The 19,164-nt window shown below is 37.2% G+C and carries 15 protein-coding genes and 2 tRNA genes; 7 read left to right on the top strand and 10 right to left on the bottom strand.

Going from position 1 to position 19,164, the window contains the following annotated elements:
* Positions 1–138: 138 nt before the first annotated feature.
* Positions 139–3,057: a M16 family metallopeptidase gene (locus LGQ90_RS14480; protein WP_229342177.1), complete on the bottom strand. Its 2,919-nt coding sequence runs from the start codon at positions 3,055–3,057 to the stop codon at positions 139–141.
* 367 nt (positions 3,058–3,424) lie between these two features.
* Between LGQ90_RS14480 and LGQ90_RS14475 the strand changes: the two genes are divergently transcribed.
* Positions 3,425–4,003, top strand: coding sequence for a hypothetical protein (locus LGQ90_RS14475; RefSeq protein WP_229342176.1), 579 nt, complete (start codon positions 3,425–3,427; stop codon positions 4,001–4,003).
* 16 nt (positions 4,004–4,019) lie between these two features.
* On the opposite strand, the gene LGQ90_RS14470 is transcribed toward LGQ90_RS14475, so the two are convergent.
* Positions 4,020–4,685: a class I SAM-dependent methyltransferase gene (locus tag LGQ90_RS14470; protein WP_229342174.1), complete on the bottom strand. Its 666-nt coding sequence runs from the start codon at positions 4,683–4,685 to the stop codon at positions 4,020–4,022.
* A 158-nt stretch (positions 4,686–4,843) separates the two neighbouring features.
* On the opposite strand from LGQ90_RS14470, the gene LGQ90_RS14465 reads away from it, so the two are divergent.
* Positions 4,844–5,959, top strand: coding sequence for a DUF2914 domain-containing protein (locus LGQ90_RS14465; protein WP_229342172.1), 1,116 nt, complete (start codon positions 4,844–4,846; stop codon positions 5,957–5,959).
* Between the two features lie 17 nt (positions 5,960–5,976).
* Here LGQ90_RS14465 and LGQ90_RS14460 read toward each other — a convergent pair whose 3' ends face one another.
* Positions 5,977–6,141, bottom strand: a complete 165-nt coding sequence (locus LGQ90_RS14460) for a hypothetical protein (protein WP_229342170.1) — start codon at positions 6,139–6,141, stop codon at positions 5,977–5,979.
* 333 nt (positions 6,142–6,474) lie between these two features.
* Here LGQ90_RS14460 and LGQ90_RS14455 point away from each other — a divergent pair, with 333 nt between their 5' ends.
* From LGQ90_RS14455 to LGQ90_RS14435, 5 genes are all read left to right on the top strand, one after another.
* Entirely contained in the window at positions 6,475–7,845 is a 1,371-nt protein-coding gene (locus LGQ90_RS14455) for a phage integrase SAM-like domain-containing protein (protein WP_229342167.1), read from the top strand.
* A 62-nt stretch (positions 7,846–7,907) separates the two neighbouring features.
* Positions 7,908–8,687: a hypothetical protein gene (locus tag LGQ90_RS14450; RefSeq protein WP_229342164.1), complete on the top strand. Its 780-nt coding sequence runs from the start codon at positions 7,908–7,910 to the stop codon at positions 8,685–8,687.
* Positions 8,688–8,759: 72 nt separating this feature from the next.
* Positions 8,760–9,035 carry a helix-turn-helix domain-containing protein gene (locus tag LGQ90_RS14445; protein ID WP_229342162.1) on the top strand — a complete coding sequence of 92 codons (276 nt, stop codon included), beginning with the start codon at positions 8,760–8,762 and terminating at the stop codon, positions 9,033–9,035.
* Positions 9,036–9,046: 11 nt separating this feature from the next.
* Positions 9,047–9,436 (top strand): hypothetical protein, encoded by a 390-nt coding sequence (locus tag LGQ90_RS14440; RefSeq protein WP_229342159.1) that lies wholly within the window; start codon positions 9,047–9,049, stop codon positions 9,434–9,436.
* A gap of 101 nt (positions 9,437–9,537) precedes the next feature.
* On the top strand, positions 9,538–10,776 hold the full coding sequence (locus tag LGQ90_RS14435; protein ID WP_229342157.1) for a hypothetical protein: 1,239 nt from the start codon (positions 9,538–9,540) through the stop codon (positions 10,774–10,776).
* A gap of 7 nt (positions 10,777–10,783) precedes the next feature.
* On the opposite strand, the gene LGQ90_RS14430 is transcribed toward LGQ90_RS14435, so the two are convergent.
* From LGQ90_RS14430 to LGQ90_RS14400, 7 genes are all read right to left on the bottom strand, one after another.
* Entirely contained in the window at positions 10,784–11,503 is a 720-nt protein-coding gene (locus LGQ90_RS14430; RefSeq protein WP_229342155.1) for a class I SAM-dependent methyltransferase, read from the bottom strand.
* Between the two features lie 943 nt (positions 11,504–12,446).
* A tRNA-Leu gene (locus tag LGQ90_RS14425) sits at positions 12,447–12,531 on the bottom strand.
* A 16-nt stretch (positions 12,532–12,547) separates the two neighbouring features.
* Positions 12,548–12,620, bottom strand: a tRNA-Gly gene (locus LGQ90_RS14420).
* 650 nt (positions 12,621–13,270) lie between these two features.
* Positions 13,271–15,841, bottom strand: a complete 2,571-nt coding sequence (gene mutS, locus LGQ90_RS14415; RefSeq protein ID WP_423738457.1) for a DNA mismatch repair protein MutS — start codon at positions 15,839–15,841, stop codon at positions 13,271–13,273.
* A gap of 139 nt (positions 15,842–15,980) precedes the next feature.
* The gene (locus LGQ90_RS14410; protein WP_229342151.1) at positions 15,981–17,813 is read right to left on the bottom strand and encodes an ABC transporter ATP-binding protein; all 1,833 of its coding nucleotides are present in this window, start codon (positions 17,811–17,813) and stop codon (positions 15,981–15,983) included.
* Between the two features lie 222 nt (positions 17,814–18,035).
* Complete coding sequence (locus LGQ90_RS14405) at positions 18,036–18,596, bottom strand: Pycsar system effector family protein (RefSeq protein ID WP_229342149.1); 561 nt, start codon at positions 18,594–18,596, stop codon at positions 18,036–18,038.
* Positions 18,597–18,646: 50 nt separating this feature from the next.
* Entirely contained in the window at positions 18,647–18,982 is a 336-nt protein-coding gene (locus tag LGQ90_RS14400) for a hypothetical protein (protein WP_229342147.1), read from the bottom strand.
* Positions 18,983–19,164 lie beyond the last annotated feature (182 nt).

The following is a 19,164-nucleotide window of genomic DNA, read 5'->3' as shown; positions in this document are numbered from 1 at the left end:
AAGCCAGAGAATAGTAAAAATAAAGAACTCATCCCAGCCTTTGCTTTATTGAATTCTGCCAACTTTAAGTTCCCAACCAGAAACAAAAAAACCTGCCAGGATCGGCAGGTTTTTTCTATTCAGTATAAAAAAGGGAGTTTACTTTACATCTTCCATTTTAATTTCTTCCCCTTCTTTATTTAGAAGTTTTACTTCGTCAAAGCCCATATCTTTAAATTGCTCGAACTGAGTCTTGGCATCTCCAACAACCAGGTAGGCCATTTTAGATTCATCCAGATACTCATTCGCCAATTCCTGGTGCTGCTCCAGAGTCATATTATTTACAATATTTTCCTCTTTCTCGATATAATCTGAATCAAGATCGTAGGCACTCATTTCCTGTAACATACCTAAAAGCGATCCCTGAGTTTCAAAACGACGAGCGTTCGACTTGATCAGGGCATTTTTAGTGAATTGCAGATCCTCTTTAGAAATTCCATCCTTATACTTGGAAATTTCATCTCTGAAGATCTGTACCGATTCTCCCGTGGTATTGGTTCTTACGGAAGATGAGGCCGTAAAAGTTCCGGGGATCTTAGAACCGCTAAATCCTGAACGCGCTCCATAAGTATAGCCTTTTTCTTCTCTCAATATCAGGTTTACATTCCCGGAAAAAGATCCTCCTAATTTGTAATTCATTACCTCTAAAGGATAGTAATCTTCATTAGTTCTAGGAATCGCGATGTATCCAATATTAATGATAGATTGCTTTGCATCGGGAACATCTACAAAATAAAGAGATGCCTTTTCACGATCGTTCTGGATCTGAAAGTCTGGAATGCTCACTTCTTTCGCTTCCCAGTTATTCTTAAGACCTTCGGCTGCTGCCAGAGCTTCCGCTTTGGTTACCGCACCCACTACATGCAATCTTGTAACAGTTGGCGAGAAATTTTCAGTATAGAATTGTTTAAGGTCTTCCATGCTCACCGCTTTCACGTCTTCTTTAGTTCCTGAAGTGGTATAAGCAAACGGGTGATCTTCACCGTAAAGGATCTTATTGTAAACCCTGTTCGCAATCGCATTAGGATTTGCCTCGTTTCTCTCTATACCATTGATAGTACTGGTTTTTATTCTGGCTAATTCTTCTTCGTCCCATCTTGGTTCCAACAGAATTTCTTCCACAAGATCCATGGTTTTTGCAAAATTTCGTTTAAGAGTATTTCCTCGAATCACGATAGATTCATTGCTGGTATACATATAAATATTCGCTCCCAGCAGGGCAATTGCATCCTCAAGTTCCTGCGGAGTCTTATTCGCAGTCCCTTCCATCATGATATCGCTCATTAAATTAGCAACACCATTATTTTCAAGATCATCCAGTAAATGTCCGCCTTCTATTACCAGACTAAAAGTTACCAGGGGTAATTCATTTTGTTCAATTCCGTAAACCTCTAAACCGTTTGCCAGTTCAGTATTCCAGGATTCAGGTACATTTAGACTGGGCGATTCGCCCATTTCAGGTTGCACAGATCTGTCAAAATTAGAAGGAGTCTTTTTGACTTCTTCAGGTGCAGTTTCTGCTACTTCCGTATCTTTATTTTCTGTAATTTCCTCTTCTACAACTTCTGCTTTTTCAGAATTCTCAGTAATCAATTCCGTCTTACCCTTAGGCACAAAACTGGTCATCACATAAGGCTTGCCCTTGATATATTCATTATAGACGCGCATCACGTCCTCCTTGGTCACACTTTTAATGTTTTCCAGGTCTTCCTTATAAAAGTTCGGATCTCCCGCAAGAACATCATAACGAGCTAACTGGAATGACTTCCCGAGAACACTGCTAATTCCATTATAGAAATCGGTTTCCAGTCCTGCTTTTATCTTCTCGATATCAAGATCTGAAACTCCTTCTTTTTCAAAAAGTCTGAAAGCCTCTTCAATTCCCATTTCAATACTATCAAGATCTACTCCTGAATTTGCCGTAACATTAATGGTAAACTGCCCAGCCAACTGGCTCGGACTATTATAAGCATTGGCGCGAGAAGTAAGTTCTTTTTCCTTTACCAGGACTTCGTATAAGGGCGCATCTTTACCCCTGGACAGAATCTCGCCAAGGTAATTTAGCGCGTAAGAATCTTCACTATACTGCTCTACCACAGGCCAAACCATATTTAATTGTGGTGCCGTGGCAAAATTGTCCTCGTGATACAAACGTTTGGTTTCATCTAAAGTAACCAGTTGTGTTTCTAAAGGCTCTACTTCCTGGCCTTTCTTGATCTCACCAAAATATTTTTCAATAAGCTCTCTGGCCTCATCTTCCTGAAAATCTCCAGCCAGTACCAGTGTGGCATTATTAGGACCATAAAACTTATCATAGAATTCCTTTACATCTTCTACGGTGGCATTTTGAAGATCTTCAAGTTCTCCAATTACCTGCCAGCTGTAAGGGTGACCATCAGGGTACATATTCTTGTCTATTACCCAACCGGTATGCCCGTAAGGATTATTATCTACACGCTGTCTTTTTTCATTCTGAACCACTTCCTGCTGATTAGCAAAAGCAGCTTCTGTCACGGTGTTGATCAAAAAACCCATTCTATCAGATTCTAACCAAAGCACCGTTTCCAGGGCATTATTAGGAACCACTTCATAATAAATGGTTCCATCCTGCCAGGTTCCCCCGTTTAAAGTTCCACCGGCATCCTGAATCGTTTTAAAGAACTGATCTTGCGGAACATTTTCAGATTCCTGGAACAACATATGCTCAAATAAATGCGCAAATCCTGTTCTACCTTTCTTCTCACGGTTAGAGCCAACTCCGTATTGGATCGCTACGGAAACAATAGGATCTGACTTGTCTTCGTGCAGGATAACATTCAAGCCGTTTTCCAGTTCGTACTTTTTGAAATCAAGGCTTAGGTCTGCACTTTCCTGGGCTTTCACCGTATCTTTTTCCATCATGGCCTGATCTGGACCTGTGGAAGTATTTTGCGGAGTATCCTTAACCTTACAGGATACTGCCGCCAAAAACGTAAATGAAAGCGCTAAAGCTTTCATATTAAATCTGACGTTTGTCATATAATTAATGATTTTTATTAAGATTTCCGAATTTAATAAAAACTAAGTGTGTTCGCCGGTATTATTTTTAAAATTTGCTTTAAATCGGAGGAATAAATGAAATATGGAGGGATTTTTTAGACTAAGTTCTTTGTGAAAAGGAAAAAAAGAATAACCCGGAAATGCATACTTTGTTACTTGCGACATATTTTGTCGCTTACTCTTTCTTTATTTGTATTGAACTTCTAAATTCACCGGATGAATATTTTATATACACGGACTCAAAAGTAAACTTAGGACCGAAAAAAGAAAAGTATTAGAAGAATACGGCAATGTCTTCGCTCCAGATATCAATTATGAAGAGCAGTATATACAACCTATTCACATTTTGAAAAATTATTCCGATACCGAATTCAATATTATCATTGTAAGCAGTATGGACGCCTTAAACGCATATATCATTTCTGAAAATACCGGCAGGCCTGCCCTGCTCTTCAATCCTCCATTGGTGAAATATAAACCTATTGAATTTGAGAGGAGATATATACAAGGTTTAGTCAGTAAGCAGATCCTTTTAGGAGGAAGTGACGATGTGGTAGATCCTTCAGAAACCATGGCTTTTTTGAGCAGAAATTTAAAAAGTTCTGAATTGGATATAAAAATCGATCCCCGTTTGGGACACCGGATACCGCTTTCTGTTTTTGAAGAACAGGTAGAACTTTCGTATAAAGCTTTGCCTTCAGTTTTTGATGGCTGGGACAATGAAAAGCTGGAGAAAGTTTCTGAAAGCCTTACCGAAATTAAAGATGGTGGTGCAGCCTTATTCGCTTATCAGAAATTACAATTTGAGGACATGCCGGCTTTAGAGCACAAAGCTAGCCGGGAAGGACTGTTACGCTATTGCGAACTCGACACCTTGGCCATGGTCATGATATATGAATATTTTAGAGAAGTGAGTGAACTTTAAGCACTAAATTCCCATATTAATGAACCTTATAGAGGCTAGTTATTAAAATTCCTTTAAAACCAGGAGATTGAACAGACAATAATTGTATTTCTTCCCTGGCCTTAAAGTTAAAGGGTGCTGCGGAAAGCTTTACGCCACTTTTCTTTTTCAGTCTGATTCCCTGTCCTGAGATAATATTCTTATTGGGTTCAAAATCTTCTTCCGGTAGGTGCTCGGTGAGAATTACATATTGATAATTGGATAATTTTTTAACCACACTTGTTATTTCCGCATTAGATAGATGTTGCAAAACCTGTCGTAGAATCGCACAATCTCCGGAAGGCAGCTCATCCTCCGCTATGTCCAGGGCCCGGAATTCTAAATTATCTGCTTTGAAAGTTTCCTTGTTATACGCTATAAGATCCGGCACTATGTCTATGGCGATATATTTTTTGGAGTACTTCACCAGTTCTTTCCCAATATTAAAATCGCCGCAACCCAGGTCACAAACAACCGGGGGAGTTTCAAAATCCTTTAAGAAAGCAGATACCGTGGCTATATATGGATTTACTACTTCAGGATGATGTGAACCCAACCCGGAATAATATTCAGATTCCTCGACGCCCCACAGCTTGTTTTCATAGATCTGCGCCATGGCGGCTTTCGTTGGCCAGGGTTTCTTTATTTTTTTGTTTTTTATCATTAAAAAGATCAATACCGGATCATCATTCAAAAGTAATGGATTAAAATAATATTCGATAAGATCCTGATTCCGCTTTTTTCATAAGCTCTCTGGCATTATAGTCAAAGCAAATATCCGGATGAAGTTTTTATCCTAAATTTGGCCCTACTAAATACGGTATGAAAAGAACTTTAGTAAGATATAGAAATACTGCTTTTGGAAGGTTTGTTTTTCGCAATCAAAAGTACGCTCCCATTCTTTTTTTTATGGGTGGTTTTATTTTTGATACCCTGACCTTAGGGCGAATAGATCGTGTTTATGATACGGTGGTACTTTGCTCGCATATGACCTTATTGTCCATAACGCTTTATTTGTATAATACAGTGGATGATGACAAGTGGGAAGGTACTTTTATCGAACGTTATTCCGAATATTTTCCGCTAGCCATACAGTTCTTCTTTGGCTCACTTTCAAGTGCTTTTGTCATCTATTTTTTCAGAAGTGTTTCCATGTCAAAAACTATGTTTTTTTTCATACTGCTGGTGCTGCTCTTATTTGCAAACGAGTTTCTTAAGAAGAAGATCTCCAACAAATACCTTCAGTTCAGTGTTTATTTTTTTATCAGTTTTACTTTTTTCGCCTTTATTATTCCCACGCTGATCAAGGAAATGAATACCTTCATTTTCATCATTTCGGGGCTTATAAGTTTGGGGTGCACGCTAGCACTCATCACTTTTATTTACAGTTCAAGCCCAGGCACAAGAGCTGAGATAAGTCTAAAAAAACTGATCGGCCTTATCCTTTCTATCTATATAACGATTAATGTTTTTTACTATTTCAACCTTATTCCACCAGTGCCGCTAGCTATGGATACCGGGTTGGTGGCTCATGATGTACGAAATATAAATAACGAATACATTGTTACTTACGAGAAGAATCCATGGTATATATTCTGGCGTAAACATGACACCAATTTTCATCACCAGGCAGGGGAAAGAGTTTATGTGTTCACTTCTGTTTTTGCGCCTACAGATTTAAAAAAGGCCATTTTTCACAGGTGGAAATGGTACAATCCTGAAACCAGGAAATGGGAAATTACTGATGATATTGATTTTGAAGTTGCCGGTGGGCGTGATCGTGGTTTCCGTGGATATACCTATAAAAATAACCTTAAGAAAGGCCAATGGAAAGTTGAAGTAATTACAGAAGAGGAACTAATACTTGGGATTGTAGATTTTGAGATTAAAAACACTGCTGAACCTAATAAAGAAGGTATGGCAAAGAAATCATTTTAACAACTGTCACCTCAATACTATTTTTTATTACCCATCGTAAGTACCGGAATTATATTTACAGCGGTACACTTCCCGATGCACTCCGCCAGTTCTTTGCCAATATTAAAATCTTCCAACCCAGATCGCAGACCCCCATCTTCCCGGCCGATTCCCCCCGGCACCAACAATGAATGCCTGTCCATACTTAAAGTTAAGTAATTTTCGGGCTGGTTAGAGCTTTCTAAGTAATAATAACCGGTAGAAAAGTTATCCTGTAAATGAAGTTATTAATAAACAAAAAAGCCCCTGCGATTGCAGAGGCTTCAAGTACTCGGGACGGGACTTGAATACCTCTATTTTTAACATTTACGCACCTCAACAAAAATAGATAAAAAGGCTTATAAATTCTATTATTACAAGTATAATAACACTTTAACGAAAATAGAATAAAATAGAAACAAATTGAACTAATAAGAATTACTGCGTACAAATGAGCGTACAATTTTATATATTTACATTGTTCAAATGTATTTATTATGGCAACCATTTATTTTTTATACCGATCTACGCGAAAAACAGCACCTTTAACCGTTCGGCTTCAAGACCACGACCAAAAAGGCAAAAAATTCCAATTTCAGGCAAAAACGCAATTTGATGTTTCAAAAGTTTACTGGGAACAAACCCGGCATAAAAAAAGAAATGTAAGTGCAACCGATAAAAAAGAAATTTCCGAAGTCAATAAGGAACTATCTAAAATTGAAAACTACCTAATTGGTAAATTCAAAGAAGAAAAGCCAGAACCTACACAAAAAGACTGGCTAAAAGAAACAATTTACACTTTTTACAACCCTCAAAAAGACGAACAAAAGAGCGATCTTATAATAGATTGTATTCAGCATGTTATAGATACGGCAGGAACACGCGAAAATTCCAGAGGTGGTTTAGGCTTATCAAAGAGCCGGGAAAAATCATATAATAACCTTTTGAACGTGTTTAAAAAATTTCAGGGTAATAAGAAATATAAAGTTAAAGATGTAGATATAAACTTTGGAAAAAGGTTTTTAAACTGGCTATTAAACGAACAGAAATATTCAGAAGGTTATGCACGAAAAAAGATTGACGACCTTAAATCTGTTTGTGCAGATGCTGAGGTAAACGGCATAGAAACCAGCCCACAATTAAAAAAGGTTAAAGGCGGAAAAACAACAAATGATTATATAATCTATTTAAGCCCCTCAGAACTTAAAAAGATAGAAAAGACTAAGTTAGTTAGCGAAGCACTACAAAACGTCCGTAAATGGCTTTTATTAGGCTGTAACATAGGGCAAAGAGGTGGCGACCTTTTAAATATTACACAGGAAAATTTCATTGTTAGAAATGGTTTAGAGTTGATCGAACTAAAGCAACAAAAAACTGGAAAAAATGTCACTATTCCAGTTCTATCCAAAACCAAAGAAATTTTAAAAGAAGGATTACCCTATAAAATTGCAATTCAAAACTTTAATAATGGTTTAAAGGAATTGTGCAAGATTGCCGAAATAGACGAATACATACCAGGAGCAAAAATTGCTATGGTAAATGAGAAAGGGAAAGAATTACCTAAAGACGAAAACGGTAAATATATTGGCAAAGGAAAAAAGAGAAAAATTACAGGAGAATTTCCAAAACACGAATTAATTACTTCACACGTTTGCAGGCGATCATTTGCAACCAATCAATATGGTAATTTACCCACTCCCCTAATTATGCAAGTCACGATGCACGCCACAGAAAAACAATTCTACGGCTATATTGGTAAATCTTCAATGGACTACGCCCAACAAATAGCGGACTTCTACGAAAAACAGAACGCCAAAGAGAAAAAAGAACCTCAACTAAATATTGTCAAAAATGCTTCAAATCAATAATTAAACTTCATTCTAAAATATTTCTTTAGTTTAGTAACGGCAACGTATATCAAAATATTCAAATGAGTGAAAACTGGCTTAAAGATAAAACCCGCATTATCGATGTAAAAGAAATACTAGAAAATGATAGAGAAAGTATTAAATTCCTAGATAAGGTTTACCAACATCAATTATTTTTTTTCATTGCAGTTTCTCTTGAATTACCAATATGTTATCGTTCTTTACCTCCTGCGAATTTTAAACATATTAAATTAGTACCAAATGAAGAATTAAATAATTCTGAAGAAATTCGTTTGGTAGGTAGAGAATTAAACCTTTTTCTTATTACTTACTTAAACCCTGAAAAAGTAGATTATCCCAGAGCAAATGATTTAGAAAAAAGTACAGAATACTTCCTTAAAAGAATTGATAATCTACACTTGAAAATTAACATACTAAAAGGGATCATTAACTATATTGAGTATTCGAATAGAGATAGAAAGATGAAGTTTAATGTTAATGAAAAATATAATTTTAAAATTAAAATAGAACAGTATAAACAACTAATCGAGGTAAAAGAAAAACATAAGTTAGAAGAAAATTCTAAAAATAATTCTGAAAGAAATCTACCTTATAAAATAGCACTGCTAAATGAAATTGGATTTTTCGAATTAGACTTGATCAAAAATTTAACTAGCAAACAAAAACGCGAAATTGTTCAAATCTTAATTGGAGGCAGTGATAGACAAATTAAAGGTAATATAAATGTATTAAATCCAGGAAGTAAAGAAGATCCTTTAAGATACACTTCAACTAGTTATAAGGAAGAAGTCAAAAAATACATTTCAAGGTTATTCGATTAAAGGGGAGTAATAAAAGGCGTACGCCCCACCTCAAACCGCATTGATATTTGTTGAAACTTAAAAATTTTAGCAATGAACAATGTAACTCAACTTCACAACACGACCCCGGAAAAACTCCAGGAATCAATTTTAAAGGGCATACAAGCCCAAATTAACGACTTAAAGAAGTCTTACCAACCCAAAGAGCCAGAAGAATTTTTGACCCGTGCTGAGGTCGCAAAAATGCTTAAGGTGGATATTTCTAGTGTTCACAACTGGACTAAAGCCGGTAAATTGCAAAAGCACGGACTCGGAAAAAGAGTATATTATAAAAGATCTGAAATAGAGAAAGCAATTATTCAACTTTAAAAATTTCAGATATGGCAACGCAATACATTCCTACTCCAGTAATTCACACTTACAAAGAAATAAACGCGGGAAAATACGCAAGTGTAAAGCATTATGAACTTGATGAGGTTTTTAATGGCAAATCTTTACTATCTGAAAAAATAAATATTCAGAAAGACCGCAAATATGCTCGATCTATGCCAGACTACTGGTTAAAGATTAGGAACGGCAATAAGTGGAGTAAACCCCTAACTGGTTTCTTTCCTACCGACTATGAAGGTATTTATTTTGGTGACGTATATTATAAAAAACACCTTGTATTAGCCGAGTTTTTAAGCAACGGCAAAGAGGTTAAAATTTACTACTACCAAAATTATTACACTCGACAATTCCAAAATTTAGCACCTGTAACAGTTATTTAGTATTTAGCAATAAAAAAGAGGGGTGCATAACCCCTCTAATATTGTTTAAATGCTGAGTATACTGGCAACGCATACCCCCTTCACAAATATAATAAATTCCTTTGATTGATTTTATTAAATATGAACTTTTCGGAGTTGACCCAAAGCACCTGGAGTCAAACAATAAACTCATATTTCATAACAAAGTAGATATTCAAACGGGTGAATTAGGTAGTTACATAAATGCTACTTACAAAGGTTTAGAATTCAAAATTTATGAAGTAACCGAAAAGACAATTTATCGTCGAATAACCGTCGAAGGCAGTTTGCATAAATACTGGAATAGTGGCGCGCATAATTTCAACAATTTTGGTATTAACGAAATTAGAGAGGTCTTAAAAGAACTGAAATATAACTTTAATATTCTTCCAGAAAATTGCGTTTTAAGACAGTTAGAAATAGGAGTTAACATATGCCCGCCTATAAACACTAAAAGTCTTTTAAATTGCTGTTTGTTGCATAAGACAGACAAATTAAAATGGATCTTCACTAAAGACGAGGGTAATTATATTCAGGCAGAACATCAAAGGCATATATTTAAATTATACGATAAAAAAACGCATTATTTAAATAGAGGTTTTCCAATTACAGAAAATAACATAATGCGAATTGAAATGAAGTATATGAAACTGCACGAATTAAAGAGCAAAGGCATTTATACTTTAGCCGACCTTTTGACCTATGGTTTAAATAATTTCACTCCAGACCTATTAAGACATTGGAATAGTATTTTATTCTTTGATAAGAGTACTTTTAAGGGGACTAAAGAGGAAAACTTATACAACAATCCTAACTACTGGGAAAACCTCTTAAATAACGATTATGAACAGTTTAAATATCAAAGATTAAAACTTAACAAGGCAATATCCAGAAACCCGAAAAACTTGAAAACACAAATTGCCAAATTGATTGAGGAAAAATGCAATGCCTTAAATATTGAAATTCCCGAAATTAACCCTTTACATATACGGTTAAAAACGGGAAAAAGCACCTCAGCAGATAACGATCAAAGCAGACAATTTTGCGAGGTTACAGGCTTAAATATATCAATGCAAAAAGAAAGCATTTTATTAAGTCACACCGGCATAAAATATTACTATAAAACAGACCGGAAAATATTTGAAGAGGTCAAAAGAAAGTACCTTTCCGATCTTTGGAAGGATTCAGATCATAAAATCCAAATAAGAGAAATTGCACATAATATTCGAAACAAACATCACAACCTAAAAACCCAACAAGACAGGATATACAAAACCTGGCAACCTACCTTGTTTAATTTTAAAATGACCCTCCATCAGTAAAAGAATACTAATTCTTTTTTTTGGTAAATTTTACTGACATCCATCCTACTTCCTTAGTATTCTGCGGATCTGAAATTAATTTGTTTTCTCTTATAGATTGATACATTCCTTCCTCTTTGACCGGGTAATAAACTTTCAATTCTTCCTTATCAAAATCTGACTGTAAAAATTCCATCAAATCTCTCGGAGAAATACTATGAGGCTCACAAGGTTTAGGTGGATGGTTAACTTCTACAAGAAGAAGGAAAATCCCTCCAGGACGGAGTACGCGAGTAACTTCTTTCAATGTTTTTTCTACATTTATAACGTGGTCTAAAGAATTGAAAGAAAATACCGCATCAAATGTATTGTTCTTGAATGGCATTCTTTCGGAATTAGAATTGACATACTGCATTTTATGCTGGTCTGCCCCTAATTTAAGATATTCATTGGCTAGTGGATCTAAACCTACTCTTTTAGAAGCCATATGTGCCCATTCCAAACTTCCTCTTGGTCCGCATCCAACATCTAACAAGTTTTTTTCCGAATAAAAACTCTCTGAAATTTTAAAATGATCGGTATAGAATAATTTATAATGATCATTTGTAAGCAAAACTTCTTCCTCCTTTCGTACTTTCCAATAATGTAACTCATGTTGCTCTTTTTCCTTTACAGGATTTTTAGCAAGTGAAATCATTTTTTCCTTATATCTTTTGAGAAAAGATCTAATTTTTACAGGTAATATCATATTAAAAATTTAGATTAAAGCAACATAGTAATTTGAAATATTCTTTTTAAACGTCGTGATCAATAATTGCCTATAAATATAATCCTAAGTAAGGCTAAGGATGGTAATCCAAATTCAAATATAGCAAAACATTGATATACAAGCCTATTCAGTAAATCGAACCAGTACGTACGCGCGCGGGAAATTACATCTGATTAATATCTATTCGAGCAAACAAAGGTTTTTCCGAAGTTATAACGCATACACCTAAAATCCTTAATGATACTTTTAATTAATTAAATTTTATTAATTCTTACCTATGAGTTTTCTTACATAGTAAAAGAGAGTTTTCGGAAACCATAAAAAAGTAAATTATCAAACCTAAAATCAATTGTTGAAATTTTGATTAATCAAACGTTTTCAAAATATCTCCCTATCTGTTCGCGCGTAAAGATTTATAAATTCTAGAAACCTAACCAATCTAACTACTTAAAAAAGCATTATTATTTAACCTGTATGTAAAGAACCTGACAAAAACTAACTTTAAATCTAGACAATTTAGACAGTATAAAAGGATTTTCCGACCATTACGCGCGCGTATATGATTAGAACTATTTAGAGTTAATTAAGACAAAGTAAGGTTTTATGGAGGTCACTACGCGCACACGAAAATGCTAACAAATGCTAACTTTTAAAAACTTCTGTATTATCTGTTCGCGCGTTATAATAACATAATCTAACATTGTTACTCGAACGAAAAAATGAATAAATCGAAACAATACGCGCGCGAGGTTTTATCGAACTCAAAATGTATTGTTATTCCAACGCATAAAAACAGAATTAAATTTACAGGATTTACAGCACTAAAAAGGCTTAAAATATATGTTGCGTACAAATAAGCGTACAAATAGAAGTACCTAAAAACATAAAACCCTCAATAACAGTTAGTTAAAGAGGGTTCTAGTACTCGGGACGGGACTTGAACCCGTACGGCCATAATGGCCATTGGATTTTAAGTCCAACGTGTCTACCAATTCCACCACCCGAGCGTGGTGCTATAAACTGAGCGAAAAACGGGATTCGAACCCGCGACCTCCACCTTGGCAAGGTGGCGCTCTACCAACTGAGCTATTTTCGCGATTTTTAAGAACATGACCATGTTGCCATAGCCTTTAATGCGGAGGCAAATTTAAGACAAATCTAATAATAGCAAAGGATTTTTTAGGAAAAAATAAGCTTTAGGCTATAAGCGCTAAGGCTTAAGCTTTTATAAGCAAATGAAAGGAATCAACTACAAAGAGATTCTTCGCTTTGCTCTGAATGACATAGATCAAGAAAGATCCTTAACCTACTACGAATTACGAACTGAGAAGAGATTTCTCAGTCGCTACACTCCTTCGAAATGACAAACCGAAACGAACAGTGCTCGAACTATAAACCACAAACCCCGAAATAACAATACAGATTGAACGAACCTGAAGTATGTTGATTTCATCTAAGCTAGCGTCTACAGACTACAGACTTGTATAAGATTTTTCCCGGAGTCTGCACTGAGCGAAAGTGAGCTGGTCGAAATGATAAACCAAATATCTAAAGATTAAAAACTAGCTACTAACAAGAGATTCCTTCGCGGCGCTCGGAATGACTTTTCGACAAGAAATCCTGAATCAAGTTCAGGATGACGGTGATGCAAAAAGTGTTTATTGTAATTGGTAAGGCTAGAGATTTCTCAGTCGCTACACTCCTTCGAAATGACTTGCTAATTGTTTACTGGTAATTGATCATCGTTTACTGCTTCCCCAGCATTCTTTTGATCTCATTAAGCTTCATTAAAGCTTCTACGGGAGTTAAGGTGTCTATATCTATACCCAGCAGCTCCTGCTTAAGATCTTCGAGTAAGGGATCGTCAAGGTTAAAGAAACTCAACTGCATTTCGTCCTGGGCATACTTCTTAAGTATTTCCCCGGAATCTTCCATAGAATGTGAAGCCTCCAGTTTAGCAAGGATCTTATTAGCCCGGTGTAACACCATTTGTGGCATTCCGGCCATTTTAGCAACGTGAATTCCGAAACTATGCTCGCTACCTCCAGGCACAAGTTTCCGAAGAAATAACACATTATCTTTCAGCTCTTTTACCGAAACATTAAAATTTTTGATCCTGTCAAAAGTTTCACACATCTCATTGAGTTCGTGATAATGTGTGGCAAACAATGTCTTGGGTTTAGAAGGGTGTTCATGCAGGTATTCACTGATCGCCCACGCGATGGAAATTCCATCATAAGTACTGGTTCCACGACCAATCTCATCCAATAACACCAGGCTACGGTCTGAGATATTATTTAGAATACTGGCCGTCTCATTCATTTCTACCATGAAGGTAGACTCGCCCATAGAAATATTATCACTAGCTCCTACCCTGGTAAATATCTTATCTACCAGCCCTATTTCGGCAGCTCTTGCCGGGACAAAACTTCCCATTTGGGCCATTAGAACGATTAAAGCCGTTTGTCTTAAGATCGCCGACTTACCACTCATGTTAGGTCCCGTGATCATGATGATCTGTTGTTCCTCCCTGGCCAGGTGCAGATTATTGGTCACATATACTTCTCCCGGAGGTAATTGTTTTTCGATCACCGGGTGCCGGCCTTCTTCAATATCCAGTCCGTAAGTATCTATGATCTCTGGCCTGGAATAATTTTCAGCCTGCGCCTGTTGGGCAAAGGAGCATAAACAATCGAGTCTGGCGACCAATCTCGCGTTCTGCTGAACAGGGTCTATATATTCTGCCATCCAGGTAATAAGCTTTCCAAAGATCTCCTGTTCTAATTGCTGGATCTTCTCTTCGGCTCCCAGAATCTTGGATTCATATTCCTTCAGCTCCTCGGTGATATATCTTTCAGCATTTACAAGCGTCTGCTTACGCGTCCACTCTGTGGGAACTTTATCTTTATGGGTATTACGGACTTCTATATAATAACCGTAAACATTGTTGCTTCCTATCTTAAGGGAAGAGATCCCGGTGGCTTCGGTTTCTCTTTTGATCATATTATCCAGGTAATCCTTCCCCGAAAATGCAATATCCCTAAGCTCATCCAGTTCTTTAGAAAATCCCCTCGCGATCACATTGCCTTTCTGAATATTTACCGGAGCCTCTTCGCTGATACTTTCGGTGATCTTTTCACGAAGCAGGTCACAGGAATGCAGGTTATCCCCAATGATCCTGAGCGCCTCGTTGTCACATTTCGCCGCCAGTTCTTTCACCGGAATAATAGCATTCAGTGAATTCTTTAACTGGTTCACTTCCCGCGGACTTATCCTCTGAGTTGCTACTTTCGAGATCAGCCTTTCAAGGTCACTAATTTCCCGTATCTGATCCTGTATATCTCCAAGAGTTTCGGGATTCCTGATCAAAAAATCTACTACCTCGAGTCGCTTATTGATCATTTCAGCATCCTTAAGAGGCAAGGCTAGCCAGCGCTTTAATAGTCGGCCGCCCATGGGAGAGATCGTTTTATCAATCACATCTAAAAGGGTAACCGCATTCGCCGCGGTAGAATGATAAAGTTCAAGATTTCGAATGGTAAACCTGTCCATCCATACATATTGTTCTTCCGCGATCCTGCTAATGGAGTTAATATGCTGAAGCCGGTGATGCCTGGTTTCGGCCAGGTAATAAAGCACTGCTCCGGAGGCGATGATGCCTTCTTCCAGGTGATCTACTCCAAATCCTTTTAAGGACTTTGTTTGAAAATGTCCGTTCAGGGTTTCTTCACCATAATCTGTTTTAAAGATCCAGTCGTCCAGGTAAAAACAATGCATGTCTTTACCGAAACTTTCATTGAATTCCTTTTTATATTTTTTCTGAACCAGGATCTCACTCGGCCCGAAATTCTGCAGTAGCTTATCTATATATTCCCGGTTTCCCTGGGCGCAAAGAAATTCCCCGGTAGAAACATCAAGAAAGGAAACTCCCAGGTTCTTTTTTCCGAAGTGAACCGCGCAAAGAAAGTTATTGGATTTGCTGCTAAGAATATCATCGTTCATCGCCACTCCCGGCGTCACCAACTCGGTCACCCCACGCTTTACGATGGTCTTGGTCATTTTAGGATCTTCCAGCTGATCACAGATCGCCACCCGCTGACCCGCTTTTACCAGTTTGGGTAAATAGGTATTTAAAGAATGATGCGGAAATCCCGCAAGTTCCGTTCGTTCACCGCCATTATTACGATTGGTAAGTACAATATTCAAAATCCTGGCAGCTTTTACCGCGTCTTCTCCAAAGGTTTCATAGAAATCCCCGACCCTGAATAATAGCATAGCATCAGGATATTTAAGCTTGATGCTGTTGTACTGCTGCATTAACGGAGTTACTTTCTGAGATTTCTTTGCTGCCAATTTCCAGGAATTTTATTGCTCGCTAAAGTAAGTAATCTATTGCTTTCTTCTGAAATGCTGAAATTGCAATTTCCCACAAGTTATAAAGAACTAAAGAAGAATTTTACTGATATCCCGCCGCCTGAAGATTAAAAAGTTCAGCGTAGAGTTTATCGTTTTGCATAAGTTCTCTGTGGGTTCCAATTTCCAGTACAGCCCCGTCTTTTAAAACCATGATCCTGTCGGCGATCCTTACCGTACTGAACCTATGCGAAATGATCACCGCGGTTTTTCCTTCCGTTAGCTGAATGAATCTTTGAAATGCTTCTGTTTCGGCACGGGCATCTAAAGCAGAAGTTGGCTCATCAAGAATAAGCACTTCCGCGTCTTTCATATACGCCCTGGCAATGGCGATCTTTTGCCACTGGCCACCGGAAAGGTCTTTACCATGTTTAAAGCGTTTCCCTAACGGCTGACTATATCCTAAAGGGAGATCTCCCACCACTTCACGGGCAAGGCTTTTTTCTGCCGCGCTGTCTATACGCTCCTGATTTCCTATTTCCCCGATCTCGCCCATGGCGATATTTTCCCGCAAGGTGAGTTCAAATTTTACAAAATCCTGAAATATCACCCCGAAATATTGCCGGTAGGCTGCCTGATCATACTTTTTTATTGGAATACCGTCCAGTAAGATCTCCCCTTCGGTTGGCTCATAGAACTGTAGTAATAATTTGATAAGCGTAGTTTTCCCGGCGCCGTTCTCGCCTACAAAAGCCAGCTTTTCTCCAGCTCTTAATTCAAAATTGATATGGCGAACTACCCATTTTTCAGATTTTGGATATTTAAAACCTACATTCTTAAATTCAAATCCTGACTCGATCTTTTCCGGCAAATCAAGTTTTCCATCCGGGGAACTTTCCGCAGAAGTAAGATCCAGGAATTCGAAGTAATCCTGAAGATACAGCGCACTTTCGGTAATTGCCGTAAAACGGGTAAAGAATCCCTGCAGTTTAGACCTTAATCTATTAAAAGATCCGGACAGGAAAGTGAGATCACCCAGGCTGAAAATTCCCGCAACGGTGCGGAAAATTATAAAGATATAGGCTCCATAATAGGCCGCTGTTCCAATCACATTGAAAAATGAACCCCAGCCAGCACGTTGTTTCGCCAGTCTCTTGCTTTGTAAATAATATTTATCTGAAAGGCCTTTAAACCGATCTGCCAGGTAATTCGATAATCCGAATAATTTCACCTCCTTGGCCGTAACATCACTAGCCCCGGCATATCTTAAATAATCAAGTTCACGGCGCTCCTGGGTCCAGCTTCTAGCCAGGGAATAACTGGTACCACTAAATTTAATTTCGTTAATAATGGTGGGAATAATGGAAACCACCAGCAATATAATAAGCCAGGGCTCGAAAGCCACCACACCGGCAAGCAGGGAAATGATCACGATCACGTCCTCGCCCTGGGTAAGAATATTAGACATAAGTCCAACCCTTCCCGTGGTTTGCTGTCTTGCTCTTTCAAGTTTATCATAAAATTCAGAATCTTCCAGCTGATCCAGATTCAGCTCCGAGGTTTTCTTAATGATCTTTACCGAAGTATCTATGGAATATTGATCCCCTAACAGCGCATCACTAAGACTGATCCCCCTGCTAAGCAAGTCTGAGAGAATCGCCAGGCCAAATTCTGCAGCTACCAGCATCCACAACCTTTCCAGATCTTTTATATCTGCCGCGATCTGGAGCACCACCTCATCGATAATCAATTTACCCAGCCAGAGCATGACCACGGGAAGTATTGCATTCAAGGTTCGTCCCAACACATTGGAATAGAATAATAGCGGATTTACTTTTCGTATTTCCTTAAAGAATCTGGGAACAAATTTTAGAGACGCAAAGCTTTCTCTAAAATTGATATTATTGGTTTCAAAAGATTTTTTGGGTCTGGGCAAATTTTAAATATTTTGTGTGGTGCAATTTAAGGGATATCTTAAAACTGACTTTCTTATGTCGGGAATTAAGGCCGAACATTTCAAAATAAGAATTGAAGTAGCTAAAAAAATCCCGATAATTATCGGGACTAGTGGTCGAAAACAGGTGTAATGGAATATTTTCAGCTTTTCCGCTACTTGATTTTGAAAGAAATTTTAGATGGTTTTCTAAACTATTAATATCTAAAGAAAGGTTGCGATCACATAATAGATCACGATGATCAAAAGAATTATAAACTGAATTGCTAAAAACTTAAGCGCCTTCTGTACATTACTGAACTTGAGATGGGCAATTTTCGCGTTGATGAATATTTGTTGTCCCAGCTGATCAAATAACTGATCTTCATCCATACTAATCGAGAAAAAGGTTCGTGAGAATTCTTTAATATCTCCAAATTTGCTGATCACATCTCCAAAAAAGAAAATATTCCTATCGTATTTAGACTCTATCCTGGGCATAAAGCACCTAATACCGAAATAAATTGAAATCACTACACATGCAAACCAGGCAGTAAGCAGAATATAGATGATGGTATTATCCTCAAAATGGGCCAGCACCAAGTCTATATTCTGGTAAACAAAATTCAACAGAATCCCGTAAAAAGAAAGAATAAGACCAGCCTTGATCTCGGAAGCTTTAATCAGGCTGGAAACGTAACTTATACTTCCCCAGTAATGATCTATAAGATCGTCTGTGTGTTTATTCTTTAAATGGACGGAGGCTTTATTTTCAGGTTTTTCCATACGTGCATGCTAACTACCTATTTATTTTGATAAGATTTTCTTATCCAGATTCAATACAGAATATTATTCAGGATCTTGTCCAGGGTATTTTCCATTTGGTTGAATTTTTTATCAGAAAAGAAAACCTCGAACATTTCTTTTCTTAAAGCCATAAGTTCTTTGTGAGAATACTCATGTAAAACGAGATTATCCTGAATCTTTTCTAAACTCTCTTCCTCGGTATCCTCTGAAAACTCCTGGGATATCTTATTAAAAGTATTTTTATCTGTCTTTGATTTTATGAGTTCCAATTCTTCCTGGGTCACATTTGAGTCGGCGTTGGCACAGAGCATTAGAATATAGACCTGAAGCTCAGCTTTGGTCCAGTGTTTTTGTTCGCTTTTCATATTTTCTTTTTTGGCTGGTTAATAATACAGGGAAAAGGGATTGACTATCGCTTGTCCCAAATAGAAAATCTGGTTGTTCAATTAATTCATAATTTAATTTACCTGAAATGTTTCCAAGAGATCCGATCAGAATTCTAATCTAATAAAATATTGTCTAACAACACTTTACAGTTTGTTCAAAT

The sequence above is a fragment of the Christiangramia sediminis genome, from assembly GCF_020552705.1.
Classification (GTDB): domain Bacteria; phylum Bacteroidota; class Bacteroidia; order Flavobacteriales; family Flavobacteriaceae; genus Christiangramia; species Christiangramia sediminis.
Note: the sequence above shows the minus strand (reverse complement) of the source record. Positions and strands in the feature narration are given on the sequence as shown.